Source organism: Gilliamella sp. LMG 34361 (assembly GCF_984569075.1).
Genome location: NZ_OZ474903.1, coordinates 61,079 through 84,406 on the forward strand (window position 1 = coordinate 61,079; position 23,328 = coordinate 84,406).

Consider the following 23,328-nt stretch of genomic DNA (forward strand, 5'->3'; position numbering starts at 1 on the left):
ATATTTTTGATTATGGATATATTGCACATGTCACAAACTACTAACTCCTTAAATATTATTTTTGCAGGTACACCTGATTTTGCGGCCACACATTTAAAAGCCTTAATTGACTCAAACCATAATGTCATCGCCGTCTTTAGTCAACCAGATAGGCCTGCCGGTCGAGGAAATAAGTTAACGGCAAGCCCTGTAAAACAATTAGCAATCGAAAATAATCTTCCCGTTTATCAACCAACCACACTCAAAACAGAAGAAAATCAGCGGATCATTGCCAATCTTAATGCCGATATTATGATTGTGGTTGCTTATGGATTGATTTTACCTCAAGCTGTGCTTGATATGCCAAAACTAGGATGCTTAAATGTTCACGGTTCTTTATTACCTCGATGGCGAGGTGCAGCACCAATTCAGCGCGCCTGTTGGGCTGGTGATAGCGAAACCGGCATCACCATTATGCAAATGGATGCCGGACTTGATACTGGTGATATGCTTTATAAGTTAGCATGCCCAATTGAATCGTCTGACACCAGTGCAACATTATATGAAAAGTTGGCTAAATTAGGGCCACAAGCGTTACTTGAGACACTAACACTGATTAACCAAGGAAAAATAAAACCTGAAAAGCAACAACAATCACAAGCCACTTATGCCGAAAAATTATCTAAACAAGAGGCTAAATTAGATTGGAATTTATCAGCGAAACAATTGGAACGATGTGTGCGGGCATTTAACCCGTGGCCAGTTAGTTACTTTGAAGTAAATGGTGAATCCGTAAAAGTTTGGCAAGCTCAAGTTATTACAATTCAACATAATCAACCCGTCGGTACTATTTTGCAAGCTGATAAAAAAGGCATCTGCATTGCCACCAGCAATGGGGCATTAAATATGACAATATTACAACCAGCAGGTAAAAAACCAATGTCAGCCCAAGACCTACTAAACTCTCGTAAATCTTGGTTTGAAGTGGGTAAAATACTAGGTAGTAATCAATAGTCAAAAATAAAATATTACAGGATGGTATCCTGTAATATTATCGTTTTTTTGCCAATAAAGTCGCAAAACGAAGCTTTATTCGGTTACCATTAATATCCGTCTTATGCAATTCACCAACATCTTCATTATATTTTAGAATATCCCAATGTTGATAATAATTACGTAATTTATTCTCTTTAAACGTAAATGAAAACCCGACGGCACAAGGAAAATCGTCAGTTGACATGGCACATACAATTAAATTATAACCGCCCGTTTTGGTTATAGTTTGCATATTATCAATAATATCAGGAATTCTATCTGGTTGTAGAAACATCATTACAACTGTTGAAATAATTAAATCGTAATTACCTTTAAGATTAGCTTGGTTTATATCATAAATAGATGCATTGATATGCGCTAAATGATCGTTTGCAATAATTTGTTGTAAATTATTGATACTCATCTCTGATTTATCAACAGCATCAACATCAAAACCAAGAAGCTGTAAATAAAGTGAATTACGGCCGGCTCCACACCCCAAATCTAACACTTTTCCGGCCTGAATAATTTGACAAATTTCTAATACGTCAGAATGGGTTTTAGTCATTTGATATTTTTTATGTGTATAATCTTCAGGTTGGCAATAAAAAGCCAGTTGGCACTGTAAATCATCGGATACTTGAGTTATTCGATGCCATTGTTGAGGCTGAATAAATGGTGGTTGATGATTAACATCAAATACATATTGAGAAATAATCTCGGCCTGCTCGGTTAACATGTCAAAATTCACATAACCTTTAATAATGTTCAATTTTGCCCATGTACCTATTTGCGTATTATGCTTTTCACAAAACAATTTCGGTAACGTCTTTGCATCCCAAACCGGTAGCGTTTTATAGCAAACTAAATTGTCCATCATTAAGTACCAATAAAGCCATCTAATAGTTGACTATTATAGTCAACTATTAGGCAAATAAACAACTTCTTTTTTAGAAGTAAAATGATAATTAAATAGGTAAAAATGAATTTATAGTAGCGAAGTTAACTATATCAACATATAATCATCAACATTCTAGGCTATATGGTAAAAATATTAGAGGAATAATTTATGGGATTTTTAACAGGTAAACGCATACTAGTTACCGGCGTTGCAAGTAATCGTTCTATTGCTTACGGTATTGCAAAAGCGATGCACCGTGAAGGCGCAGAATTAGCTTTTACTTACCAAAGCGAAAAATTAAAAGGCCGTGTTGAAGAGTTTGCTGCTGATTTTAATTCTAAAATCGTTTTACCGTGCGATGTTGGACATGATGAAAGCATCACAGCATTATTTACCGAACTTGCTAAAACGTGGGATAAATTCGATGGTTTTGTACACGCTATTGCTTTTGCTCCTGGAGATCAATTAGATGGTGATTATGTTAATGCGGTAACTCGTGAAGGTTTTGCTATTGCCCACGATATTAGCTCTTATAGCTTTGTTGCGATGGCTAAAGCATGTCGTTCAATGCTTAATCCTGATTCAGCTTTAGTTACGCTTTCTTACTTAGGTGCTGAGCGTGCAATTCCTAACTATAATGTTATGGGTCTTGCTAAAGCATCTTTAGAAGCAAATGTACGTTATATGGCAAATGCTATGGGCCCAGAAGGTATCCGAGTAAATGCAATTTCTGCCGGCCCTATTCGAACCTTAGCAGCATCAGGTATCAAAGATTTTAAAAAGATGTTATCACATTGCGAGTCAGTTACCCCTATTCGTCGTACAGTAACGATCGAAGACGTAGGTAATTCAGCTGCATTTTTATGCTCAAACTTATCTTCAGGTATTACTGGTGAAGTCATTCATGTTGATGGCGGATTTAGCATCGCGGCGATGAATGAATTAGAACTTAAATAATCGTTTAGAACATTTTTTAATAAAGGGCTAATTGTGAAATTAGCCCTTTTTGTTGCATAAATGCTGATGTATGAATAATGATATTTTTTGAATATTAAATTCATTTCTATTTTACTAAATAACGACACAAATAAGCCGTTGGTTCGACTACTTGCACATCAAATTGACTCTCTTTAGCGACATGAAAAACTTGCCCCGCTTCGAAAATTTGCCAGTCAGTTGCGGTAGGTAACAAAACTTTGAAAGAACCGGTAATAATGGTCATTTCTTCTGGGTTATTGGTGCTAAAAACATATTCGCCCGGCATCATTACACCAACAGAAACATTACCTGTAGAGCTATTTTCAAAGCCTATCGACTTCACTTTTCCATCAAAATATTCATTAATTTTCAACATAAAAACTCCTTTCCTCAAAATTTTTTATATGCATTAAAAGAGCGTTATATACCAAAACTATGCATCATAAGCTTAATTGATTTCAATTAGCTATCCAACCTTTATTTATAATTAAAGCTATCTTTTAAACCAAAATCACAGTAGATAATAAGACAATATTAAAACTTTCTAAATTACAAAGAAAATAGCATACAGATGCATTTTTTTCCGTTAAAATTTAGCATTATTTGCTCAGTAACAGTTTGTTGGAGAAAACATGAAAATAGCAAAAAATACAGTGGTAAGTTTAGCGTATAAAGTTCGCACCAAAGATGGTGTCTTAGTTGATGAAGCAACGACCGTTGCACCACTTGAATATTTACAAGGTGCGGGAAACTTATTACAAGATCTTGAAAATGCCTTAGAAGGCCATCAAATTGGTGATAAATTTGATGTTGAATTAGTTAATCCTTATGGTGATTTTAACGATTCACTTGTACAAAATGTATCTCGTGACGTTTTTGTCGGCGTTGATGATCTTGAAGTCGGTATGCGTTTTTTTGCTGATACAGACCAAGGGTCATTACCTGTTGAAATCACTGCAATTGATGGCGATACCGTCACTATTGATGGTAATCATATGCTAGCAGGCCAAGATCTAAACTTTAATGTTGAAGTGTTAGCAATTCGTGAAGCAACACCTGATGAAATATCTCATGGTCATATTCATGGTGCACACGATCATGGACATGGTGGCTGTGGATGTGGTGGTCATGGACACGATCATGAAGATGAAGAAGATAGTGGTTGTTGTGGTGGTGGTCACGGCAGTTGTGGATGCCATTAAAATTTAGATATATCATAATTTCAAAAGCGCTGATTAGCGCTTTTTTATTTTTTGTAAAAAAGCCATCATCTTTGCGAGTCATTTCACAACTTTTCACCTTTTTGATTATGAATTAATAAAAATTAATCAATAATCTCATTTTTTAGTTAATGAGTATACTCTAATTATGTCAACACAAACTACATCTTTAATGCCCCGAGAAAAATTATTACAATTTGGTGTTGAAGCATTGTCAGATGCTGAATTGCTTGCGCTTTTTTTGCGTACAGGTACCCGTAATTTACCGGTATTAAAATTATCCCAAAAATTATTAAACGAATTCGGTTCCTTTTACAACTTAATAAATGCAAGCTATGATGAGTTTTGTAAAAAGCAAGGACTTGGAACAGCAAAATATACCCAATTAAAAGCGGTAGTTGAACTGTCTCACCGGTATTTAAAAGTTAAAGTGACTAATGAAAATTACCTTACTTCGCCAACATTAACTCATCACTATTTAGCCAATCGCTTAATGGATAAAGATCGTGAAATTTTTATGGTGATATTTTTAGATAACCAAAATCATGTGATTAATTCTGAGGAGATGTTTGTCGGAACATATAATTGTGTGGAAGTACATCCTAGAGAAGTAGCCAGACGAGCATTACAATATAATGCAGCAGCATTAATTTTAGCACATAATCATCCTTCAGGCCTAGCTGAACCAAGTCAAGCTGATCGGGTAATAACGAAAAAAATCGAACAAGTTTGTGAATTAATAGATGTTCGTATTGTCGATCATCTCGTCATTGGTAAAGGTGAATATGTTTCTTTTGCCGAACGAGGATGGATTTTATAATGACTTTTACTTACAATATAAAGTCAACTAGCCATTAAGTAAAAGACTATGAACCAACAATTAGAATTATTAGAAACAAAAGTTGCATTTCAAGAGATGACCATTGAAGAATTAAATCAAATGGTGGTTAATCTACAAGCCGATATTAGCAAACTTAAAGAACAACTAATGCTATTGTCACAAAAATTACAAGCAACGCAAACTTCAAATATTGCTAATTTATCTGAAGAAACACCACCGCCGCATTATTAAACCAATATTAATCGTTCAAAAGGTTAAACATAAATTCGCTTGGGCAAATTCATCAAAGTTGTATAAAACTATATCAACATCTCAATTTCGCAAATCATGAAAAATGAGTAACGCGGTATAGACTCCTCAATTATTTTTACAAGTCCATTACCTAAACCAAAGTAACAGTTATTTAAAAAAATATATAAACAACCGAAACAATTACGGATAGTGATGATTACTATATTTATGTAGGAAACAATAGTGATTTAAACAGCCAGTCATGGCTTCTTTAGCGATTTTCACTCATTTTATTTATGATTGGTTTCATCAAATCCAAATATTTATATAATAACCTAATGGTCAGATATATATCTATCTTAAGTTGAGCATACACTTAGTTAATTTATGTAAAACTGAGATTGGTAATTTTAAATTTATAATTTAGATGAATAGATATGAATAATAAATTATCTCATCATTTAAAGATATATAAAAATACACCTGATAGTTAAATTAAGATTAACAATATTTAGCTAATAAAAAAACCGGCTTATTAGCCGGTTTTTATACTGAGCTTTAACTATTTATTCAGCTGCTGCTTCTGCTTCTACTGCAGGGCGATCAACTAATTCAATATAAGCCATTGGAGCATTATCCCCATCACGGAAACCACATTTTAAAATGCGAACATAGCCACCTGGACGGGTAGCAAAACGTGGGCCTAAATCTGAAAATAATTTTTTTACTGTATCTTTATCACGGATACGAGCGAAAGCCAGACGGCGATTAGCTACGCTATCACTTTTGGCTAACGTAATTAACGGCTCAACAACACGACGCAACTCTTTAGCTTTAGGCAATGTTGTTTTGATGATTTCATGTTCAACTAATGAACTTGTCATGTTACGAAACATTGCTTGACGATGGCTGCTATTTCGGTTCAGTTGACGACCACTTTTACGATGGCGCATAACTTTATCCTTCTTATATAAATTTTATCTTAGTCTTCAACAATACTTGCTGGTGGCCAGTTCTCAAGACGCATGCCTAAAGATAAACCACGAGAGGCGAGCACGTCCTTAATTTCAGTAAGTGATTTTTTACCAAGATTAGGGGTTTTAAGTAACTCGACTTCAGTACGTTGTACTAAATCACCAATATAATGAACTGCTTCTGCTTTTAAGCAATTAGCAGACCGAACAGTTAATTCCAAATCATCTACTGGGCGTAAGAGAATTGGATCAAATTCCGGTTTATCTTCTTTGACTTCTGGTTGACGTACATCACGTAAATCAACAAAAGCTTCAAGTTGTTCAGCCAAAATTGTTGATGCGCGACGAATAGATTCTTCTGGATCGATAGTACCATTGGTTTCCATATCGATGACTAGTTTATCTAAGTCGGTACGTTGTTCCACACGAGCAGCATCGACAGAATAGGCAATACGCTCAACTGGACTATAACATGCATCAACTAATAGACGACCAATTGGTCGTTCTTCATCTTCTGACTTAACTCGAGCAGAAGCAGGGACATAACCACGTCCTCGTTGTACACGAATACGCATACTAATTGAAGCATTGGCATCAGTAAGATGACAGATTACTAAATCAGGATTAACAATTTCAACATCACCATCGTGAGTGATATCTGATGCGGTTACTGCACCTACGCCTGATTTGGTTAATGTCAGCATAACATCATCTTTAGTATGTACACGTACTGCTAATTTTTTCAAATTAAGCAGCATATCAAGCACATCTTCTTGAACGCCTTCTTTAGTACTATACTCATGCAGAACACCGTCAATCTCAACTTCGGTTACTGCATGTCCTGGCATAGATGATAATAAAATGCGGCGTAGTGCATTACCTAAAGTATGTCCAAAACCACGCTCAAGTGGCTCTAAAGTCACTTTTGCATGAGTTGGGCTATATTGAACAACGTCAACTAGGTGAGGTTTTAAAAACTCTGTTACAGAACCCTGCATTATGTCCTCTCTTAAGTGCTAAACTTTACTTAGAGTAAAGTTCGACGATCAAATGTTCGTTGATGTCAGCAGATAAATCTGAACGTTCTGGTAAGCGTTTAAATACACCTTCCATTTTGCTAGCATCAACTTCTAACCATGTTGGTTTTTCACGTTGTTCAGCTAACTCTAAAGCGGCTTTAATACGTGCTTGTTTTTTAGATTTCTCACGAACACTAATTACATCTTCAGGCGAAACTTGATAAGATGCGATGTTCACAACGTGACCATTAACAAGAACAGCTTTATGACTAACTAATTGACGAGCTTCGGCGCGAGTTGCACCAAATCCCATACGATAAACAACGTTATCTAAGCGACGTTCTAAAAGAGCAAGTAGGTTTTCACCTGTATTACCTTTGATACGTGCTGCATTTTTGTAGTAATTACGGAATTGACGCTCTAGAATTCCATAAATACGTCTAACTTTTTGTTTTTCGCGTAACTGAACACCATAATCTGATAAACGCGGTTTACGCGCACCATGTTGTCCAGGAGCTTGTTCTAACTTACATTTACTATCAACCGCTCGGACGCCAGATTTAAGGAATAAATCTGTACCTTCACGACGACTTAATTTGAGCTTTGGTCCCAAATATCTTGCCATTTTTTTTCTCCAATAATCCTATAAACATTCAATGTTTAATAAAAAATTAAACACGACGTTTCTTTGGTGGACGACAACCGTTATGAGGAATCGGAGTAACATCAGTAATATTAGTGATGCGATAACCCGCTGCATTTAATGCACGAATTGTTGACTCACGACCAGGACCAGGTCCTTTAACCATAACTTCCAGATTCTTAATTCCGTAGTCTTTTACAGCTTCAGCGCAACGTTCTGCTGCTACTTGAGCTGCAAACGGAGTTGACTTACGAGAGCCGCGGAAACCAGAACCACCAGCGGTTGCCCAACCCAACGCATTACCTTGACGATCGGTAATTGTTACGATTGTATTGTTAAATGATGCATGAATATGAGCTATACCATCAGAAACTTGCTTTTTAACACGTTTACGTGTACGAACAGGTGTCTTTGCCATTTATTATCACCTCAATTATTTCTTGATTGGCTTACGCGGTCCCTTACGGGTACGAGCGTTAGTCTTAGTGCGTTGACCACGGACAGGAAGTCCACGACGATGACGCACACCACGATAACAACCAAGGTCTAATAAACGCTTGATACTCATAGTTACTTCACGACGTAAATCACCTTCAACGGTGAATTTAGCGACTTGTTCACGTAACTTTTCAATCTGATCTTCAGATAGTTCTCTGATCTTAACATGTTCAGGAATACCCGCTTCAGCACAAATTGTCTTAGCACGAGTATTACCGATACCGTAAATTGCTTGTAACGCAATCACAGTATGTTGTTGATCAGGAATGTTAATGCCTGCTATACGGGCCACTATGCACTCCTTTATTGTTAATGTTGAGCAGATCCATCATACTGAAAAGCCCGTTTTCAGGATACTCAAACGATGGATCTACAAAAAAATTTTAGGCTGGCTATTCTAGCCAGCTTTATTATACTTTGGCAAGTAAAATATGCAAAAGTTCAATTTCGCAGTTAAATAATATTAACCTTGACGTTGTTTGTGTTTACCTTCAATGCAAATAACACGAACAATGCCATTGCGTTTGATGATTTTACAATTTCTGCATAATTTCTTGACTGAAGCACGAACTTTCATTTTTTTCTCCGTAACTTCTGGCTAACTTATCGGCCGTAGCCTTTAAGGTTCGCTTTCTTTAACACTGACTCATAACGATTTGGCATCATTAAAGTCTGTACTTGTGCCATAAAATCCATGATTACAACAACTACAATTAATAATGATGTTCCACCAAATTGAACTGGAACATTCATCGCACTTGTCATAAACATTGGTACCAAACATACAAAAGTAATGTAAATAGCGCCAATTAACGTTAAACGAGTCATTACTTTGTCAATATACTTTGATGTTTGTTCACCTGGACGGATACCTGGAATAAATGCACCTGATTTTTTTAACTGATCTGCCGTTTCTCTAGGATTGAAAACCAATGCTGTATAGAAGAAACAGAAGAAAATAATCGCTACTGCAAAAAAGATTATGTATAACGGTTGACCATGAGAGAAATATTGTCCTATAAGAAGAAAAATATGTCTCCATCCCTCACCATTTCCTTGAAACCAAGAAGCCATCATTGATGGTAACATAACAATTGTTGAAGCAAATATTGCAGGAATAACACCTGCCATATTAATTTTTAATGGTAAATGTGTGCTTTGTGCGGCATACACACGACGACCTTGTTGTCTTTGTGCGTAATTAACAACGATACGTCGTTGCCCACGTTCAACAAAAACAACAAAGTAAGTCACACCAACCACTAATGCTGCGACGACTAATAATAAAATCGGATGCAAATTACCAGAACGAGCTTGTTCAATTGTTTCATATATTGCATGAGGAAGACTTGCCACAATACCAGCAAAGATAATGATAGAAATACCATTACCTACACCGCGTTCCGTGATTTGCTCACCCAACCACATAAGAAACATAGTGCCAGTAACTAAGCTAATCGATGCAATAAAATAGAAAGAAAACCCTGGGTTAATAACAACTTTCTCATAACCAGGAATATTCGGTAAACCAGTCGCAATACCAATCGCTTGTACTATTGCTAAAGCTAATGTGCCATAGCGCGTATACTGGCTGATTTTTTTACGACCTGATTCACCTTCTTTCTTCAATTCTGCTAATTTAGGGTTAATTGCCGTTAATAACTGCACAATAATAGATGAAGAAATATAAGGCATTATCCCTAAAGCAAAAACTGAAGCACGGCTTAAAGCACCACCAGAGAACATATTGAACATACCTACAATACCATTAGATGATTTTGCTAGTAAGTCCGCTAACTCTTTAGTATCAATACCAGGAACCGGAACGTAAGAACCAAGACGAAAAACAATAAGCGCTAAAAGCACAAACAATAAACGTCTCTTAAGCTCACCACTACCGCCTCGTGTGCTTTGAAAATCTAATCCTGGTTGCTTTGCCATCTTTCTAATTATTCCTCAATTTTTCCGCCAGCAGCTTCAATTGCAGCTTTAGCACCTTTAGTTACTCGAATACCACGAACGGTTACTGGTTTAGTCACTTCTCCAGATAACATGATTTTTGCATATTCGATTTGTGAATTAATCACATTAGCAACTTTCAAGCTATTTAAGTCAACAATATCACCTTCAACTTTCATTAAATCTGAAAGACGAACTTGCGCTGTTACCATAGCTTTACGTGAGGTAAAACCAAATTTCGGTAAACGACGATATAAAGGCATTTGACCACCTTCAAAGCCACGACGAACGCCGCCACCTGAACGTGATTTTTGACCTTTGATACCACGAGTACCAGTTTTACCTAGCCCTGAACCGATTCCTCGGCCCACGCGCTTAGATGCATGCTTTGAACCTTCAGCAGGAGATAAAGTATTTAAACGCATTACTATTACTCCTCAACTTTAACCATGTAATAAACTTGGTTTACCATACCGCGGATTGCTGGTGTATCTTCGCGCTCAACAGTATGACCAATACGACGTAATCCTAGACCAACTAACGTTGCTTTATGCTTCGGTAGACGACCAATAGAACTACGAGTTTGTGTAATTTTAATTGTCTTTGCCATGGCTAATTACCCCAAAATTTCTTCGACGGTTTTACCACGCTTAGCAGCAACCATTTCTGGAGATTTCATATTTTCTAAGCCATCAATCGTTGCACGAACCACGTTAATTGGGTTAGTAGAACCATATGCTTTAGCTAGAACGTTACGAACACCAGCAACTTCTAATACAGCACGCATTGCACCACCGGCGATAATACCAGTACCTTCTGATGCTGGTTGCATATAAACACGAGAACCTGTATGAGCTCCTTTAACTGGATGCTGTAAAGTATCGTTATTTAACGCAACGTTAATCATATTACGACGTGCTTTTTCCATTGCTTTTTGGATTGCTGCTGGCACTTCACGTGCTTTACCATATCCAAAACCAACGCGGCCATTACCGTCACCAACCACTGTTAGTGCAGAAAAACTAAAAATACGACCACCTTTTACGGTTTTAGAAACTCGGTTAACTGCGATTAGTTTTTCCTGCAGTTCACCAGCTTGTTTTTCGATGTTTGACATCTTTAACTCCTACCTTAGAACTGTAGGCCAGCTTCGCGAGCAGCATCTGCTAGCGCCTGAACTCGACCATGATATTGGAAACCTGAACGATCAAAAGAAACTTCTTTGATATCTTTCGCTAATGCGCGTTCTGCGATTGCTTTACCAACTGCTGCTGCTGCATCTTTGTTTCCAGTGTATTTTAAACTTTCACTGATAGCTTTTTCTAATGTTGAAGCCGCTGCCAGTACTTCTGATCCGTTTGGTGCGATAATCTGCGCATAAATATGACGCGGAGTACGGTGAACCACTAAGCGAGTTGCAAGTAGTTCATGCATCTTACGACGCGCTTTAGTTGCACGACGGATACGAGCTGATTTCTTATCCATAGTGTTACCTTACTTTTTCTTAGCTTCTTTAGTACGCACAACTTCATCTGCGTAACGAACACCTTTACCTTTATAAGGTTCAGGACGACGATAAGCACGGATATCAGCAGCTACTTGTCCAATTAACTGTTTATCAGCACTTTTCAGAACGATTTCAGTTTGCGAAGGACATTCAGCTGTTACACCTGCAGGTAACTCATGATCAATTGGATGTGAATAACCAAGAGATAAACCAATTGTATTACCTTTAACTTGTGCACGATAACCGACACCAACTAGCTGAAGTTTTTTAGTAAAACCTTCAGTAACACCAATAACCATTGCATTAATCAATGCACGAGCAGTACCTGCTTGCGCCCAAGCGTCAGCAAAACCGTCACGAGGCGCAAACGTAATTTGGCCTTCTGCTTGATTAATAACAACAGCTTTATTTATTTCACGAGATAACTCGCCATTTTTACCTTTAATCGTAATTACCTGACCATTGAGTTTTACCTCTACGCCAGCAGGAACAACGACAGGTGCTTTTGCAACACGAGACATTTTTTTCTCCCTTACGCTACGTAGCAGATAATTTCACCACCAAGGCCTGCTTGGCGTGCTGCACGATCAGTCATAACACCTTTAGAAGTAGAAACAACTGCAATACCTAATCCAGCCATTACTTTTGGTAATTCATCTTTACGTTTATAAATACGTAAACCTGGACGGCTAACACGTTTAATACTCTCTACTACAGCCTTACCTTGGAAATATTTTAAAGTGATTTCCAATTCTGGTTTAGTGTCACCAACTACTTTATAGTCCCCGATATAACCTTCTTCTTTTAGCACATTGGCAATTGCCACTTTTAGCTTAGAGGAAGGCATGGTGACTGCAACTTTATTCGCAGCTTGACCGTTACGAATGCGGGTCAACATATCTGCTATAGGATCTTGCATGCTCATCTATAACACTCCCCTGATTACCAACTTGCCTTTTTAAGACCAGGAATCTCACCACGCATGGCTGATTCACGAACCTTAATACGGCTTAAACCAAACTTACGAAGGACGCCATGAGGACGACCGGTTTGACGACAACGACGACGTTGACGTGATGGACTAGAATCACGAGGAAGCGTTTGCAATTTAAGCACTGCATTCCAACGATCTTCATCTGATGCATTAAGATCAGAGATAATCGCTTTTAATTCTTGACGCTTTGCAAAATATTTTTCTGCTAGCTTTACGCGTTTCTTATCGCGTTCAATCATTGATTGTTTAGCCATTATGCCCTACCTTACTTACGAAATGGGAAGTTAAAGGCAGATAATAAAGCTCGGCCTTCTTCATCTGATTGTGCTGTTGTTGTGATAGTGATATCTAAACCACGAACACGATCAACTTTATCATAATCGATTTCAGGGAAAACGATTTGTTCACGAACACCCATGCTATAGTTACCACGACCGTCGAATGATTTTGCGCTTAAACCACGAAAATCTCGAGTACGAGGAAGAGCAATATAAACTAGACGTTCAAAAAATTCCCACATACGTTCGCCACGTAAAGTGACTTTACAACCAATAGGATACCCTTGACGGATTTTAAAACCAGCAACTGATTTGCGTGCTTTAGTGACTAGTGGTTTTTGACCACTGATTGCTGCTAAATCTGCAACCGCATTATCTAATAATTTCTTATCAGTAATTGCTTCACCCACACCCATATTCAAGGTGATCTTTTCGATCCGAGGGACTTGCATGACAGATTTGTAGCCAAACTGTTCTTGCAGTTTATTTACTACCTGTGCTTTGTAGTAATCATGCAGTTTCGCCATCGTACACTCCAAATTACTTAATTGATTAATTTATTAGTAGACTTATAAAAACGGACTTTTTTACCGTCTTCAAAACGAAAGCCTACGCGATCTGCTTTGCCTGTATCTTGGTTAAAAATTGCTACGTTAGAAACGTTAATTGGCGCTTCTTTCTCAACAATTCCACCTTCTTGATTTAATGCAGGTACTGGTTTTTGGTGTTTTTTCACCAAATTGATACCTTCAACAATCACTTTGCCAGTAGACAAAACACTTTTTACCTTACCGCGTTTACCTTTATCTTTACCGGCTAACACGATAACTTCATCTTCTCGACGGATTTTAGCTGCCATTACCCGCTCCTTACAGTACTTCTGGTGCTAATGAAATGATCTTCATAAACTTCTCAGAACGAAGTTCACGAGTGACCGGTCCAAAAATACGCGTACCAATCGGTTGCTCACTGTTATTATTTAAAATAACACAAGCATTGCGATCGAAACGAATGACAGATCCATCAGGACGACGAACACCTTTTCGAGTGCGCACCACCACAGCTTTAAGTACATCACCTTTTTTAACTTTACCACGTGGAATAGCTTCTTTAATGGTAACTTTGATGATATCACCTACCGCTGCATAACGACGATGCGATCCACCGAGAACCTTGATACACATTACGCTACGTGCGCCAGAGTTATCAGCAACATCGAGCCTAGTCTGTTCTTGGATCATTTTAATGCTCCGTATAAATTAATTATTGTCTAATCTACCTTCATCCACCTCAACTACCATGGATAAGAATAGACAACCAAAAACCCACTTACGTGAGGGCGCATAGTATAACACCACTCAAATGAAATGGATAGCATAAAATAAACGGCTGGTAGAAGCCGTTTATTATATTATGTACAGTTTTTAATCAAAAAGATTAGCTAACTGCTTTTTCAACGATTCGAACAAGAGTCCAAGATTTGGTTTTTGATAATGGACGACACTCTTTAATTTCAACAGTATCACCAATACCACACTCGTTGTTTTCATCATGTACATGCAATTTAGTCGTACGTTTAATGAACTTACCATATAACGGATGCTTCACTTTACGTTCAATAGCTACAGTAATAGATTTATCCATTTTGTCGCTAATAACACGACCTTGCTGAGTACGAATTTTTACTTCAGTAGTCATATTACGCACCCGCCTTCTCAGTTAATAACGTTTTAACTCGTGCAATATTACGACGCACTTGTTTTAACATATGAGTTTGTGTTAACTGACCTCCAGCTAATTGCATACGTAAGTTAAATTGCTCACGTAATAAATTAAGAAGTTCAGTATTTAACTCTTCAACGCTTTTTTCGCGTAGCTCTTTTGCTTTCATTTACATCACCGTCTTAATCACAAAGGTGGTTTTAATTGGCAGTTTTGCAGCTGCCAACGCAAATGCTTCACGAGCAACTTCTTCCGGTACACCGTCCATTTCATAAAGGACTTTACCTGGTTGAATCTGAGCAACCCAGTATTCAACGTTACCCTTACCTTTACCCATACGCACTTCAAGTGGTTTTTCAGTAATTGGTTTATCAGGGAAAACTCGAATCCAGATTTTACCTTGACGCTTAACTGCACGAGTCATTGCACGACGTGCTGCTTCGATCTGGCGCGCAGTCAAACGACCGCGACCCACAGCCTTAAGACCGAATGTACCGAAACTTACATCAGTACTCACAGCAAGACCACGATTGCGGCCCTTGTGCACTTTACGGAATTTTGTACGCTTTGGTTGTAACATCAGCGACGCTCCTTATTGTTTTCGGCCTTTGCGCTGCTTTTTCGGTTGAGCAGCAGGTTGTTTTTCTGCTTGTTCAACGGCAGCCATACCACCAAGGATCTCACCTTTGAAGATCCACACTTTAACACCAATAATACCATAGGTAGTCAATGCTTCTGATAAACCATAGTCGATGTCCGCTCTTAATGTATGTAATGGTACGCGACCTTCACGATACCACTCACTACGAGCAATTTCAGCGCCGCCTAAACGACCACTTACTTCAACTTTGATACCTTTAGCACCCGCCTTCATTGCATTTTGTACCGCACGTTTCATTGCACGACGGAACATAACACGGCGTTCTAACTGAGAGGTAATACTGTCAGCAACTAATTTAGCGTCTAGTTCTGGTTTACGAACTTCAGCAATATTAATTTGTACTGCAACATCACGTTTCTCTCTTTTGTCTTTATATTTATTGACAATAGAAGCTACGGCATTACGTAATTTTTCAACGTCTTCACCTTTTTTACCAATCACAATACCTGGACGAGCAGTGTGAATAGTAATGCGAACGTTAGTTTCTGCTGAACGGTCGATTACAATTTTAGAGATTGATGCTTGTGCTAATTCTTTATTTAAGAATTCACGCACTCTAAAATCACTTTCTAAATTATCAGCGAATGTCTTTGTACCCGAATACCATGTAGATGTCCAAGGCTTGACGATGCCTAGTCGGATACCATTTGGATTTACTTTTTGACCCATTGCTATTCTCCAGCCTAGCGATCAGAGACGATCACGGTGATGTGACTCGTACGCTTCAAAATTCGATCTGCACGACCTTTCGCACGAGGCATAATACGCTTCATGGTTGGGCCTTCGTCTACGAAAATTTTCGCAACTTTCAGATCATCAATATCAGCACCATCGTTATGCTCTGCATTAGCAATAGCAGACTCTAATACTTTTTTAACTAGTACAGCCGCTTTTTTATTGGTGTACGTTAAAATATCAAGTGCCTGAGACACTTTCTTACCGCGAACAAGATCTGCAACTAAGCGAACTTTTTGTGCAGAAGAACGAGCGTGGCGGTACTTTGCAATTGTTTCCATCTCTTTCTCCTACTTATTTCTTCTTAGCTTTCTTATCCGCAGCGTGGCCGCGATAAGTACGAGTCGGCGCGAATTCACCCAATTTATGACCAACCATTTCGTCGGAAACATAAACTGGAACGTGCTGACGACCATTATGGACAGCGATGGTCAATCCGATCATGTTAGGAAAGATCGTTGAACGACGGGACCAAGTACGAATTGGTTTCTTGTCCCCGCTTTCCACCGCTTTCTCTACCTTCTTCAGCAAGTGTAGGTCAATAAAAGGACCTTTCTTGAGAGAACGTGGCATAGCTAATCCTCTATATTAATTATTTCTTATTGCGACGGCGAACAATATACTTATCAGTACGTTTGTTGCTGCGCGTTTTCAATCCTTTGGCTTTTTGACCCCATGGAGACACAGGATGTTTACCAAAGTTACGACCTTCACCACCACCATGTGGATGGTCTACCGGGTTCATTGCTGTACCACGAACAGTAGGACGAACACCACGCCAACGCGTTGCACCCGCTTTACCTAGTACGCGAAGCATATGTTCTGAGTTACCCACTTCACCAATAGTGGCGCGGCAATCAGATAATACTTTACGCATTTCACCTGAACGTAGACGTAATGTTACATAAGCACCATCACGAGCAACGATTTGAACATAGCTACCAGCTGAGCGAGCAAGTTGTCCGCCTTTACCTGGTTTCATTTCAATATTATGCACGGTAGAACCTACTGGAATATTGCGCATTGGTAAACAGTTACCTGTTTTAATCGCTGCATCAACACCAGATTGGATCTGATCACCTGCTTTTAAGCCTTTAGGCGCTAAAATATAACGACGTTCACCGTCTTTATATAGAACCAATGCAATATTTGCACTACGGTTCGGATCATATTCCAAACGTTCAACAACTGCTGGAATACCATCTTTATTACGCTTAAAGTCGACAATACGATAATGTTGTTTATGACCACCACCGATATGACGGGTAGTGATACGACCATTATTATTGCGACCACCAGTTTTGCTTTTTGAATCAAGCAACGGTGCATAAGGCTTACCTTTATGCAACTCTGGGTTAACCACTTTAACAACGTGGCGACGACCCGGAGATGTAGGTTTACACTTAACAACTGCCATTGTTCTTACTCCTCCGAATTACTCAGCGACGCCAGCAAGGTCTAAGTTTTGACCTTCTGCTAAAGTAACGTAAGCTTTTTTCCAGTCGCTACGGCGACCGATTTGTTGACCACGACGTTTTACTTTGCCTTTAACAACAAGAGTATTCACGTCATCTACTTTAACTTCAAATAGTTGTTCAACTGCGGCTTTAATCTCTCTCTTAGTAGCATCTTTAGCAACTTTCAATACTAATGTATTTGTTTTTTCCATTGAAATAGATGCTTTTTCAGAAACATGTGGTGCTCGCAGGACTTTAAGCAGACGCTCTTCACGAATCATGCTAACATCTCCTCTACTTGTTTAACGGCATCAACAGTGATAACCACTTTGTCAAATGCAATCAAACTAACTGGATCAATACCTGCCACATCACGCACATCAACTTTATATAAGTTACGTGCTGCTAAGAAAAGATTTTCATCAACTTCAGAAGTAATGATTAGCACATCTTTTAGATTCATATCATTTAATTTCTGAGTTAATAATTTAGTCTTAGGTGCTTCAACAGTAAATGTTTCAACCACGATTAAACGTTCTTGACGCACTAATTCAGAGAAAATACTCTTTAATGCACCACGATACATTTTACGGTTAACTTTTTGGCTATGATCTTGTGGTTTTGCTGCAAATGTTACACCACCACTACGCCAGATTGGGCTCTTAATAGAACCTGAACGAGCACGACCGGTGCCTTTTTGACGCCATGGTTTTTTGCCTGAACCAGCGATTTCTGCACGAGTTTTTTGTGCGCGAGAGCCTTGACGAGCAGCAGATGCATAAGCAACAACTACTTGGTGAACTAACGCTTCATTAAACTCACGTCCGAAGGTAGTTTCGGAAACAGAAAGCGCTTGCGCGTCTTTTACTACTAATTCCATCTCTATCTCCTCGACGTTAAGCCTTGATTGCCGGTTTAACAATTACGTCACTATTGATTGCGCCTGGTACTGCACCTTTAATTAATAAAAGGTTACGTTCAGCATCAACACGTACAATATCTAAGTTTTGAACAGTTACACGTTCATTACCTAGGTGACCTGCCATTTTACGACCTTTGAACACTTTACCTGGAGTTTGGTTTTGACCAATTGAGCCATGACCACGGTGTGCCAAAGAGTTACCATGAGTAGCATCTTGAGTACGGAAATTCCAACGTTTAGTTACGCCAGCAAAACCTTTACCTTTAGATGTTCCAGTAACATCAACTTTTTTAACGTCTGTAAAAATATCAACGTTAATGCTTTGACCTACAGTATATTCGCCTTCTTCAAAACGGAATTCCCATAGACCACGACCAGCTTCAACGCCAGCCTTAGCGAAATGACCTGCTTCAGGTTTATTTACGCGGCTTGCTTTTTTGCTGCCAGTAGTAACCTGAATAGCTTGATAACCATCATTTTCAAGTGTTTTAACTTGAGTAACGCGGTTGCTTTGAACTTCAACTACGGTGACAGGAATAGAAACACCCTCTTCGGTGAAGATTCGTGTCATTCCTACTTTACGACCGATTAAACCAATCATTGTTTCGACCTCTCAATCATTCAGCTTAGGATTAACCTAAACTGATCTGCACATCAACACCGGCAGCAAGATCTAGACGCATTAAAGCATCAACTGTTTTTTCAGTTGGCTCAACAATATCAACTAGACGTTTATGAGTACGAATCTCATATTGATCACGCGCATCTTTATTAACGTGCGGAGAAATCAATACTGTGAAACGCTCTTTGCGTGTCGGTAATGGAATAGGACCACGAACTTGTGCGCCAGTGCGCTTCGCAGTTTCTACAATTTCAGCAGTTGATTGATCAATCAAACGATGATCAAACGCTTTTAACCGGATACGGATTCTTTGGTTCGACATGAGACCAGAGCTCCACTATTTAAAAGTTATAACAAAAGATTACTCCTCTTGCCCTGTTTCGATTGACAGGAGAGTGTAATCCGTTCTTTTCGTAATCCCCAAATCGGGAATATTGTTGATATAATTCGATATTTTTACATAAAGATTATATCTTTTTACGCATTTGCTTACATAAAGACAATAAACAAAGTGGCGGGATTATACCCCGTTGGTTAACCAACATCAAGTATTAATTATCATATAGATAGAGAAAATATGATAAATTAATAATTATAAAAAAAGTTGAGGAACGGGGTTTTTTACAGAATTATGTCGCCATCAAGATGACTGATTAATGATCTTCTTTGGCGTGATTTAGACTATATCTTGGTATTTCTACTTCAAGATCTTCATCGGCTACTCGAGCTTGGCAACTTAAGCGACTATGAGGCTCGACACCCCAAGCTTTATCTAGCATATCATCTTCTTGTTCATCACTTTCTTCAAGTGAGTCAAATCCTTTTCGAACAATACAATGACAAGTTGAACATGCACAAGACATTTCACAAGCATGCTCTATTTCGATATCATTGCGCAAAGCGACATCTAATATCGATTCGCCTTCTTCAGCCTCAACAGTTTTTCCTTCAGGACAAAGATCAGCATTTGGTAAAAAGGTAATTTTTGGCATAATAATCTCATTGGTTAAATATCATCAACGCTATGCCCGGTTAAGGCATCACGTATTGATCTATTCATACGTTTAGCAGCAAAGGTTTGCGTTGCGTCATCAACAATCTTTATTCGTTGCTCAATCAAAGAGCAATCATTAGATTCCGTTGCTTGTTGCAATTGTTGTTTAGCATTCAAGATAAGATTAAGTTCCTCTTCATCTAATAAATCGGCGTCTTTATCTAGTGCAGATTGTAATGTTTCAAGTACTCTGGCTGCCTCTACTTTCTGTTCGGCAAGCTTTCTTAATTGTTTATCTTGATTTGCATAATTGATTGAATCTTGAATCATGCTAGCAATTTCATTTTCTGACAATCCATAAGAAGGCTTTACTTGAATCGCCGCTTCAACACCTGTCGATTTTTCCATTGCAGTGACACTCAATAAACCATCAGCATCGACTTGAAAGGTAACTCGAATATGCGCACCACCTGCTGGCATAGGAGGGATCCCTCGCAAAGTAAATTTTGCTAACGAACGGCAATCGGCAACACTTTCTCGTTCACCTTGCAAAACATGAATCATCATCGCCGTTTGGCCATCTTTAAATGTGGTAAACTCTTGTGCTCGAGCGCATGGAATTGTGCTATTACGAGGAATAATTTTTTCAACTAATTCTCCCATAGTTTCAATTCCTAAAGATAAAGGAATAACATCCAACAATAACATGTCTGAATCAGGTTTATTGCCAACCAATATATCAGCTTGAATTGCTGCACCAATAGCAACGACTTTATCTGGATCAATTGAAGTTAAAGGTTCTGTTTTAAAATAGTGACCAACTAATTGCCTAACTAATGGCACCCTAGTCGAACCGCCTACCATCACGACTTCACTGACTTCATCAAAATCAATCTGTGCATCTTTTAATGCTCGACGACAAACTGCCAATGTTCGTTTAACTAAAGGTTCAATTAAGTCTTCAAATTGTTTACGAGTTATTGTGAAAGACTGCCCTTCTATATTAACTAAAGCAGAATCTTGCTGACTTAGTGCAATTTTAATTTCAACAGCTTCATCGATAATTTTCTGGTTTATATATGGGTCAGAATTGTTATTTAAACCTAACTGTGTTTTTAAATAATCAGCAAGTAATCGGTCAAAATCATCACCACCAAGTGCTGAATCACCTCCAGTTGCTAAAACTTCAAATACACCTTTATGTAGGCGTAAAATAGAGATATCAAATGTTCCACCACCTAAATCATAAACAGCAATAACACCTTCTTTACCTGAATCTAAGCCATAAGCGATAGCAGCAGCTGTTGGTTCATTCAGTAATCTTAAAACATGTAATCCAGCTAATTTAGCCGCATCCTTAGTTGCTTGTCTTTGCGCATCATCAAAATAAGCTGGTACTGTTATTACTGCACCATCAATCTCACCATCTAAGCTTTGTTTTGCTCGATCAACCAAAGCAATCAAAATCTCAGCTGAAACTTGTACTGGATTAACTTGTTGATTAGGTAAATTTAATAAAGGAACACCATTATCAGTTTGTGAAAAAGTATAGGGAAAGCGTGAACTATCAATATCAGTTAAGCTTCTTCCCATTAAGCGTTTTATTGAACTAACCGTATTCAATGGATCATTGGCTGCATTAGTTTTAGCATTTTTACCGACAGTAATAATAGTATTATCATCATGGTCAAGGCCATAATACACAACAGATGGTAATAATGCATTACCATCTAAATCTGGCAAAACTTCTGCTTGCCCACTACGAACTGTTGCGACTAAAGAATTAGTTGTCCCTAGATCTATGCCAATAGCTAATCGACGTTGATGAGGTTCTGGTGTTTGTCCCGGTTCACTAATTTGTAATAATACCATTTGATCTATCTCTAATTGACTTAATCTTAAATTATAAAGCAAATTGCTTTTCTTGTAACTTTTCGATCTGTTCAATCAACCTAGCCAGATAGCGGATTTTATAGATTTGATTAACTGCGCTTTGCCAATCTTGCTGCGAAATATAGTCCATTAATTGTTGATAGACGTTTTTTTTTCGTTGTGTTATCACCGAATGAAAATCATCTAGAAGATCAACATTATTTTGGCTTTCAATATCATCCAATTTCTCACGCAAACTAAATTGTTCCATTAAAAAATCGGCATCGTGAATAATATTTTGTTCGGTAGCAACATCAAAACCCTGCAAAGATAGCAAATACTCAGCCGCTTTTATTGGATTTTTTAGGGTTTGATAACCATCATTGATCATTGCCGATTTTTGAATAATTGCTACTTTTTCATTATCAGTTGCACCGGCAAAGTTATCGGGATGATATTGTCGTTGTAGCTGTTGATAGTTGGCCGTTAACTGACCACTATCAATAGGTAATTGGATTGGTAATTGAAATAATTCAAAGTAATTAATCACAATTCATGTCCCATTAAACATTAAAGCTTTCACCACAACCACATTCGTTTTGAGCGTTAGGGTTATTGAATTTAAAACCTTCATTTAGACCTTCTTTGACAAAATCAAGCTCAGTTCCATCAATATAAACCAAGCTCTTTTTATCAACGATAACTTTGACATCTTTATCTTCAAAAACGCTATCATCGTCATTAATAGCATCAGCAAATTCTAAAACATAAGCCATACCCGAGCAGCCAGAAGTTTTAACGCCTAACCGAAGCCCGACACCTTTACCTCTATTAGCTAAAAAAGCCTGAACTCGATTTGCTGCGCTATCAGTTAATGTAATTGCCATTAACGTTGTCCTTTCTTAGCTTTATAATCATCGATTGCCGCTTTAATTGCATCTTCGGCTAAAATCGAACAGTGAATTTTAACCGGTGGCAATGCGAGCTCTTTAGCGATATCGGTATTTTTAATCGCTTCCGCCTCATCTAAAGATTTACCTTTAATCCATTCGGTAACTAACGAGCTTGAAGCAATGGCGCTACCACAACCGTAAGTTTTGAATTTGGCGTCTTCAATAATACCATCGTCATTAACTTTGATTTGTAATCGCATAACATCACCACACGCTGGAGCGCCAACCATTCCACTACCAACATTAGGATCATTCTGATCGAAAGAACCAACATTGCGCGGGTTTTCATAATGATCAACGACTTTTTCACTGTATGCCATAATTTGCTCCTAA

Annotated in this window: 40 protein-coding genes; 5 read left to right on the forward strand and 35 right to left on the reverse strand. The window is 38.2% G+C overall.

The window, feature by feature from the left end; all coding sequences use genetic code 11:
- Window positions 1–27: 27 nt before the first annotated feature.
- Window positions 28–993, forward strand: a complete 966-nt coding sequence (fmt, locus tag AC5LXI_RS00285; protein ID WP_493443032.1) for a methionyl-tRNA formyltransferase — start codon at window positions 28–30, stop codon at window positions 991–993.
- A gap of 37 nt (window positions 994–1,030) precedes the next feature.
- Here the strand turns inward: fmt and tehB are convergent, their stop codons facing one another.
- Window positions 1,031–1,891 carry an SAM-dependent methyltransferase TehB gene (tehB, locus tag AC5LXI_RS00290; protein WP_493443033.1) on the reverse strand — a complete coding sequence of 287 codons (861 nt, stop codon included), beginning with the start codon at window positions 1,889–1,891 and terminating at the stop codon, window positions 1,031–1,033.
- A 192-nt stretch (window positions 1,892–2,083) separates the two neighbouring features.
- Between tehB and fabI the strand changes: the two genes are divergently transcribed.
- Window positions 2,084–2,872: an enoyl-ACP reductase FabI gene (gene fabI / locus AC5LXI_RS00295; RefSeq protein ID WP_493443034.1), complete on the forward strand. Its 789-nt coding sequence runs from the start codon at window positions 2,084–2,086 to the stop codon at window positions 2,870–2,872.
- A gap of 106 nt (window positions 2,873–2,978) precedes the next feature.
- On the opposite strand, the gene ppnP is transcribed toward fabI, so the two are convergent.
- On the reverse strand, window positions 2,979–3,269 hold the full coding sequence (gene ppnP, locus AC5LXI_RS00300; protein ID WP_493443035.1) for a pyrimidine/purine nucleoside phosphorylase: 291 nt from the start codon (window positions 3,267–3,269) through the stop codon (window positions 2,979–2,981).
- A 256-nt stretch (window positions 3,270–3,525) separates the two neighbouring features.
- Here ppnP and slyD point away from each other — a divergent pair, with 256 nt between their 5' ends.
- From slyD to AC5LXI_RS00315, 3 genes are all read left to right on the forward strand, one after another.
- A complete protein-coding gene (gene slyD, locus AC5LXI_RS00305) occupies window positions 3,526–4,095 on the forward strand; it encodes a peptidylprolyl isomerase (RefSeq protein WP_493443036.1) in 570 nt (189 codons plus the stop codon).
- Between the two features lie 166 nt (window positions 4,096–4,261).
- Window positions 4,262–4,933: a RadC family protein gene (radC, locus tag AC5LXI_RS00310; protein WP_493443037.1), complete on the forward strand. Its 672-nt coding sequence runs from the start codon at window positions 4,262–4,264 to the stop codon at window positions 4,931–4,933.
- Window positions 4,934–4,981: 48 nt separating this feature from the next.
- Window positions 4,982–5,185: a SlyX family protein gene (locus AC5LXI_RS00315; protein WP_034902349.1), complete on the forward strand. Its 204-nt coding sequence runs from the start codon at window positions 4,982–4,984 to the stop codon at window positions 5,183–5,185.
- A 566-nt stretch (window positions 5,186–5,751) separates the two neighbouring features.
- On the opposite strand, the gene rplQ is transcribed toward AC5LXI_RS00315, so the two are convergent.
- From rplQ to iscU, 33 genes are all read right to left on the reverse strand, one after another.
- A complete protein-coding gene (gene rplQ, locus AC5LXI_RS00320; protein WP_034884211.1) occupies window positions 5,752–6,138 on the reverse strand; it encodes a 50S ribosomal protein L17 in 387 nt (128 codons plus the stop codon).
- A 29-nt stretch (window positions 6,139–6,167) separates the two neighbouring features.
- Window positions 6,168–7,157 carry a DNA-directed RNA polymerase subunit alpha gene (locus tag AC5LXI_RS00325; RefSeq protein WP_493443038.1) on the reverse strand — a complete coding sequence of 330 codons (990 nt, stop codon included), beginning with the start codon at window positions 7,155–7,157 and terminating at the stop codon, window positions 6,168–6,170.
- A 25-nt stretch (window positions 7,158–7,182) separates the two neighbouring features.
- Entirely contained in the window at window positions 7,183–7,803 is a 621-nt protein-coding gene (gene rpsD / locus AC5LXI_RS00330) for a 30S ribosomal protein S4 (protein WP_065577881.1), read from the reverse strand.
- A 46-nt stretch (window positions 7,804–7,849) separates the two neighbouring features.
- Window positions 7,850–8,239 carry a 30S ribosomal protein S11 gene (gene rpsK / locus AC5LXI_RS00335; RefSeq protein WP_025314405.1) on the reverse strand — a complete coding sequence of 130 codons (390 nt, stop codon included), beginning with the start codon at window positions 8,237–8,239 and terminating at the stop codon, window positions 7,850–7,852.
- A gap of 15 nt (window positions 8,240–8,254) precedes the next feature.
- A complete protein-coding gene (gene rpsM / locus AC5LXI_RS00340) occupies window positions 8,255–8,611 on the reverse strand; it encodes a 30S ribosomal protein S13 (RefSeq protein ID WP_034884217.1) in 357 nt (118 codons plus the stop codon).
- A gap of 171 nt (window positions 8,612–8,782) precedes the next feature.
- Window positions 8,783–8,896: a 50S ribosomal protein L36 gene (rpmJ, locus tag AC5LXI_RS00345; RefSeq protein ID WP_034884218.1), complete on the reverse strand. Its 114-nt coding sequence runs from the start codon at window positions 8,894–8,896 to the stop codon at window positions 8,783–8,785.
- Between the two features lie 26 nt (window positions 8,897–8,922).
- A complete protein-coding gene (gene secY / locus AC5LXI_RS00350; RefSeq protein ID WP_493443039.1) occupies window positions 8,923–10,260 on the reverse strand; it encodes a preprotein translocase subunit SecY in 1,338 nt (445 codons plus the stop codon).
- Between the two features lie 8 nt (window positions 10,261–10,268).
- Window positions 10,269–10,703, reverse strand: coding sequence for a 50S ribosomal protein L15 (gene rplO, locus AC5LXI_RS00355; RefSeq protein WP_034902361.1), 435 nt, complete (start codon window positions 10,701–10,703; stop codon window positions 10,269–10,271).
- A 5-nt stretch (window positions 10,704–10,708) separates the two neighbouring features.
- Window positions 10,709–10,888 (reverse strand): 50S ribosomal protein L30, encoded by a 180-nt coding sequence (gene rpmD / locus AC5LXI_RS00360; RefSeq protein WP_025314400.1) that lies wholly within the window; start codon window positions 10,886–10,888, stop codon window positions 10,709–10,711.
- Window positions 10,889–10,894: 6 nt separating this feature from the next.
- Window positions 10,895–11,395: a 30S ribosomal protein S5 gene (gene rpsE / locus AC5LXI_RS00365; protein WP_025314399.1), complete on the reverse strand. Its 501-nt coding sequence runs from the start codon at window positions 11,393–11,395 to the stop codon at window positions 10,895–10,897.
- Between the two features lie 14 nt (window positions 11,396–11,409).
- On the reverse strand, window positions 11,410–11,763 hold the full coding sequence (gene rplR, locus AC5LXI_RS00370; protein WP_025314398.1) for a 50S ribosomal protein L18: 354 nt from the start codon (window positions 11,761–11,763) through the stop codon (window positions 11,410–11,412).
- 9 nt (window positions 11,764–11,772) lie between these two features.
- Window positions 11,773–12,306, reverse strand: coding sequence for a 50S ribosomal protein L6 (rplF, locus tag AC5LXI_RS00375; protein WP_493443040.1), 534 nt, complete (start codon window positions 12,304–12,306; stop codon window positions 11,773–11,775).
- 11 nt (window positions 12,307–12,317) lie between these two features.
- Window positions 12,318–12,710 (reverse strand): 30S ribosomal protein S8, encoded by a 393-nt coding sequence (rpsH, locus tag AC5LXI_RS00380; RefSeq protein WP_034902370.1) that lies wholly within the window; start codon window positions 12,708–12,710, stop codon window positions 12,318–12,320.
- A 17-nt stretch (window positions 12,711–12,727) separates the two neighbouring features.
- Window positions 12,728–13,033: a 30S ribosomal protein S14 gene (rpsN, locus tag AC5LXI_RS00385; protein ID WP_025314395.1), complete on the reverse strand. Its 306-nt coding sequence runs from the start codon at window positions 13,031–13,033 to the stop codon at window positions 12,728–12,730.
- Window positions 13,034–13,044: 11 nt separating this feature from the next.
- Window positions 13,045–13,584, reverse strand: coding sequence for a 50S ribosomal protein L5 (gene rplE / locus AC5LXI_RS00390; protein WP_025314394.1), 540 nt, complete (start codon window positions 13,582–13,584; stop codon window positions 13,045–13,047).
- Window positions 13,585–13,601: 17 nt separating this feature from the next.
- Window positions 13,602–13,916: a 50S ribosomal protein L24 gene (gene rplX / locus AC5LXI_RS00395; RefSeq protein ID WP_034884230.1), complete on the reverse strand. Its 315-nt coding sequence runs from the start codon at window positions 13,914–13,916 to the stop codon at window positions 13,602–13,604.
- Window positions 13,917–13,926: 10 nt separating this feature from the next.
- Window positions 13,927–14,298, reverse strand: a complete 372-nt coding sequence (gene rplN / locus AC5LXI_RS00400; protein ID WP_025314392.1) for a 50S ribosomal protein L14 — start codon at window positions 14,296–14,298, stop codon at window positions 13,927–13,929.
- A 196-nt stretch (window positions 14,299–14,494) separates the two neighbouring features.
- The gene (gene rpsQ, locus AC5LXI_RS00405; RefSeq protein WP_025314391.1) at window positions 14,495–14,755 is read right to left on the reverse strand and encodes a 30S ribosomal protein S17; all 261 of its coding nucleotides are present in this window, start codon (window positions 14,753–14,755) and stop codon (window positions 14,495–14,497) included.
- A gap of 1 nt (window position 14,756) precedes the next feature.
- Window positions 14,757–14,948 carry a 50S ribosomal protein L29 gene (rpmC, locus tag AC5LXI_RS00410; protein WP_034902373.1) on the reverse strand — a complete coding sequence of 64 codons (192 nt, stop codon included), beginning with the start codon at window positions 14,946–14,948 and terminating at the stop codon, window positions 14,757–14,759.
- The gene (gene rplP / locus AC5LXI_RS00415; RefSeq protein WP_025314389.1) at window positions 14,949–15,359 is read right to left on the reverse strand and encodes a 50S ribosomal protein L16; all 411 of its coding nucleotides are present in this window, start codon (window positions 15,357–15,359) and stop codon (window positions 14,949–14,951) included. It lies immediately after the preceding gene.
- A 12-nt stretch (window positions 15,360–15,371) separates the two neighbouring features.
- Complete coding sequence (gene rpsC / locus AC5LXI_RS00420) at window positions 15,372–16,109, reverse strand: 30S ribosomal protein S3 (RefSeq protein ID WP_025314388.1); 738 nt, start codon at window positions 16,107–16,109, stop codon at window positions 15,372–15,374.
- Window positions 16,110–16,123: 14 nt separating this feature from the next.
- A complete protein-coding gene (gene rplV, locus AC5LXI_RS00425) occupies window positions 16,124–16,456 on the reverse strand; it encodes a 50S ribosomal protein L22 (protein WP_034884235.1) in 333 nt (110 codons plus the stop codon).
- Between the two features lie 13 nt (window positions 16,457–16,469).
- Window positions 16,470–16,748 (reverse strand): 30S ribosomal protein S19, encoded by a 279-nt coding sequence (gene rpsS / locus AC5LXI_RS00430; RefSeq protein ID WP_024496505.1) that lies wholly within the window; start codon window positions 16,746–16,748, stop codon window positions 16,470–16,472.
- Window positions 16,749–16,767: 19 nt separating this feature from the next.
- The gene (rplB, locus tag AC5LXI_RS00435) at window positions 16,768–17,592 is read right to left on the reverse strand and encodes a 50S ribosomal protein L2 (protein WP_065561019.1); all 825 of its coding nucleotides are present in this window, start codon (window positions 17,590–17,592) and stop codon (window positions 16,768–16,770) included.
- Window positions 17,593–17,610: 18 nt separating this feature from the next.
- Complete coding sequence (rplW, locus tag AC5LXI_RS00440; RefSeq protein ID WP_034885052.1) at window positions 17,611–17,913, reverse strand: 50S ribosomal protein L23; 303 nt, start codon at window positions 17,911–17,913, stop codon at window positions 17,611–17,613.
- A complete protein-coding gene (gene rplD, locus AC5LXI_RS00445) occupies window positions 17,910–18,512 on the reverse strand; it encodes a 50S ribosomal protein L4 (protein WP_034902381.1) in 603 nt (200 codons plus the stop codon). The genes rplW and rplD overlap by 4 nt, the downstream gene beginning before the upstream one ends.
- A gap of 16 nt (window positions 18,513–18,528) precedes the next feature.
- Window positions 18,529–19,155 (reverse strand): 50S ribosomal protein L3, encoded by a 627-nt coding sequence (rplC, locus tag AC5LXI_RS00450; RefSeq protein WP_034902384.1) that lies wholly within the window; start codon window positions 19,153–19,155, stop codon window positions 18,529–18,531.
- Between the two features lie 31 nt (window positions 19,156–19,186).
- The gene (gene rpsJ / locus AC5LXI_RS00455) at window positions 19,187–19,498 is read right to left on the reverse strand and encodes a 30S ribosomal protein S10 (protein WP_006120582.1); all 312 of its coding nucleotides are present in this window, start codon (window positions 19,496–19,498) and stop codon (window positions 19,187–19,189) included.
- A gap of 331 nt (window positions 19,499–19,829) precedes the next feature.
- Window positions 19,830–20,168 (reverse strand): ISC system 2Fe-2S type ferredoxin, encoded by a 339-nt coding sequence (gene fdx, locus AC5LXI_RS00460; RefSeq protein ID WP_034902394.1) that lies wholly within the window; start codon window positions 20,166–20,168, stop codon window positions 19,830–19,832.
- Between the two features lie 14 nt (window positions 20,169–20,182).
- Window positions 20,183–22,042: a Fe-S protein assembly chaperone HscA gene (gene hscA / locus AC5LXI_RS00465; protein ID WP_493443041.1), complete on the reverse strand. Its 1,860-nt coding sequence runs from the start codon at window positions 22,040–22,042 to the stop codon at window positions 20,183–20,185.
- A 31-nt stretch (window positions 22,043–22,073) separates the two neighbouring features.
- Window positions 22,074–22,592, reverse strand: coding sequence for a co-chaperone HscB (hscB, locus tag AC5LXI_RS00470; RefSeq protein ID WP_493443042.1), 519 nt, complete (start codon window positions 22,590–22,592; stop codon window positions 22,074–22,076).
- Between the two features lie 13 nt (window positions 22,593–22,605).
- Window positions 22,606–22,929, reverse strand: a complete 324-nt coding sequence (gene iscA, locus AC5LXI_RS00475) for an iron-sulfur cluster assembly protein IscA (RefSeq protein WP_493443043.1) — start codon at window positions 22,927–22,929, stop codon at window positions 22,606–22,608.
- Window positions 22,929–23,315 carry a Fe-S cluster assembly scaffold IscU gene (gene iscU / locus AC5LXI_RS00480; protein WP_493443044.1) on the reverse strand — a complete coding sequence of 129 codons (387 nt, stop codon included), beginning with the start codon at window positions 23,313–23,315 and terminating at the stop codon, window positions 22,929–22,931. The genes iscA and iscU overlap by 1 nt, the downstream gene beginning before the upstream one ends.
- Window positions 23,316–23,328: the final 13 nt, after the last annotated feature.

Coding starts and splice junctions, on each gene's coding strand:
- fmt (WP_493443032.1), top strand. CDS start 28: ATGTCACAAACTACTAACTCCTTAAATATTATTTTTGCAGGTACACCT.
- tehB (WP_493443033.1), bottom strand. CDS start 1,891: ATGGACAATTTAGTTTGCTATAAAACGCTACCGGTTTGGGATGCAAAG.
- fabI (WP_493443034.1), top strand. CDS start 2,084: ATGGGATTTTTAACAGGTAAACGCATACTAGTTACCGGCGTTGCAAGT.
- ppnP (WP_493443035.1), bottom strand. CDS start 3,269: ATGTTGAAAATTAATGAATATTTTGATGGAAAAGTGAAGTCGATAGGC.
- slyD (WP_493443036.1), top strand. CDS start 3,526: ATGAAAATAGCAAAAAATACAGTGGTAAGTTTAGCGTATAAAGTTCGC.
- radC (WP_493443037.1), top strand. CDS start 4,262: ATGTCAACACAAACTACATCTTTAATGCCCCGAGAAAAATTATTACAA.
- AC5LXI_RS00315 (WP_034902349.1), top strand. CDS start 4,982: ATGAACCAACAATTAGAATTATTAGAAACAAAAGTTGCATTTCAAGAG.
- rplQ (WP_034884211.1), bottom strand. CDS start 6,138: ATGCGCCATCGTAAAAGTGGTCGTCAACTGAACCGAAATAGCAGCCAT.
- AC5LXI_RS00325 (WP_493443038.1), bottom strand. CDS start 7,157: ATGCAGGGTTCTGTAACAGAGTTTTTAAAACCTCACCTAGTTGACGTT.
- rpsD (WP_065577881.1), bottom strand. CDS start 7,803: ATGGCAAGATATTTGGGACCAAAGCTCAAATTAAGTCGTCGTGAAGGT.
- rpsK (WP_025314405.1), bottom strand. CDS start 8,239: ATGGCAAAGACACCTGTTCGTACACGTAAACGTGTTAAAAAGCAAGTT.
- rpmJ (WP_034884218.1), bottom strand. CDS start 8,896: ATGAAAGTTCGTGCTTCAGTCAAGAAATTATGCAGAAATTGTAAAATC.
- secY (WP_493443039.1), bottom strand. CDS start 10,260: ATGGCAAAGCAACCAGGATTAGATTTTCAAAGCACACGAGGCGGTAGT.
- rplO (WP_034902361.1), bottom strand. CDS start 10,703: ATGCGTTTAAATACTTTATCTCCTGCTGAAGGTTCAAAGCATGCATCT.
- rpmD (WP_025314400.1), bottom strand. CDS start 10,888: ATGGCAAAGACAATTAAAATTACACAAACTCGTAGTTCTATTGGTCGT.
- rpsE (WP_025314399.1), bottom strand. CDS start 11,395: ATGTCAAACATCGAAAAACAAGCTGGTGAACTGCAGGAAAAACTAATC.
- rplR (WP_025314398.1), bottom strand. CDS start 11,763: ATGGATAAGAAATCAGCTCGTATCCGTCGTGCAACTAAAGCGCGTCGT.
- rplF (WP_493443040.1), bottom strand. CDS start 12,306: ATGTCTCGTGTTGCAAAAGCACCTGTCGTTGTTCCTGCTGGCGTAGAG.
- rpsH (WP_034902370.1), bottom strand. CDS start 12,710: ATGAGCATGCAAGATCCTATAGCAGATATGTTGACCCGCATTCGTAAC.
- rpsN (WP_025314395.1), bottom strand. CDS start 13,033: ATGGCTAAACAATCAATGATTGAACGCGATAAGAAACGCGTAAAGCTA.
- rplE (WP_025314394.1), bottom strand. CDS start 13,584: ATGGCGAAACTGCATGATTACTACAAAGCACAGGTAGTAAATAAACTG.
- rplX (WP_034884230.1), bottom strand. CDS start 13,916: ATGGCAGCTAAAATCCGTCGAGAAGATGAAGTTATCGTGTTAGCCGGT.
- rplN (WP_025314392.1), bottom strand. CDS start 14,298: ATGATCCAAGAACAGACTAGGCTCGATGTTGCTGATAACTCTGGCGCA.
- rpsQ (WP_025314391.1), bottom strand. CDS start 14,755: ATGACTACTGAAGTAAAAATTCGTACTCAGCAAGGTCGTGTTATTAGC.
- rpmC (WP_034902373.1), bottom strand. CDS start 14,948: ATGAAAGCAAAAGAGCTACGCGAAAAAAGCGTTGAAGAGTTAAATACT.
- rplP (WP_025314389.1), bottom strand. CDS start 15,359: ATGTTACAACCAAAGCGTACAAAATTCCGTAAAGTGCACAAGGGCCGC.
- rpsC (WP_025314388.1), bottom strand. CDS start 16,109: ATGGGTCAAAAAGTAAATCCAAATGGTATCCGACTAGGCATCGTCAAG.
- rplV (WP_034884235.1), bottom strand. CDS start 16,456: ATGGAAACAATTGCAAAGTACCGCCACGCTCGTTCTTCTGCACAAAAA.
- rpsS (WP_024496505.1), bottom strand. CDS start 16,748: ATGCCACGTTCTCTCAAGAAAGGTCCTTTTATTGACCTACACTTGCTG.
- rplB (WP_065561019.1), bottom strand. CDS start 17,592: ATGGCAGTTGTTAAGTGTAAACCTACATCTCCGGGTCGTCGCCACGTT.
- rplW (WP_034885052.1), bottom strand. CDS start 17,913: ATGATTCGTGAAGAGCGTCTGCTTAAAGTCCTGCGAGCACCACATGTT.
- rplD (WP_034902381.1), bottom strand. CDS start 18,512: ATGGAATTAGTAGTAAAAGACGCGCAAGCGCTTTCTGTTTCCGAAACT.
- rplC (WP_034902384.1), bottom strand. CDS start 19,155: ATGATTGGTTTAATCGGTCGTAAAGTAGGAATGACACGAATCTTCACC.
- rpsJ (WP_006120582.1), bottom strand. CDS start 19,498: ATGTCGAACCAAAGAATCCGTATCCGGTTAAAAGCGTTTGATCATCGT.
- fdx (WP_034902394.1), bottom strand. CDS start 20,168: ATGCCAAAAATTACCTTTTTACCAAATGCTGATCTTTGTCCTGAAGGA.
- hscA (WP_493443041.1), bottom strand. CDS start 22,042: ATGGTATTATTACAAATTAGTGAACCGGGACAAACACCAGAACCTCAT.
- iscA (WP_493443043.1), bottom strand. CDS start 22,929: ATGGCAATTACATTAACTGATAGCGCAGCAAATCGAGTTCAGGCTTTT.
- iscU (WP_493443044.1), bottom strand. CDS start 23,315: ATGGCATACAGTGAAAAAGTCGTTGATCATTATGAAAACCCGCGCAAT.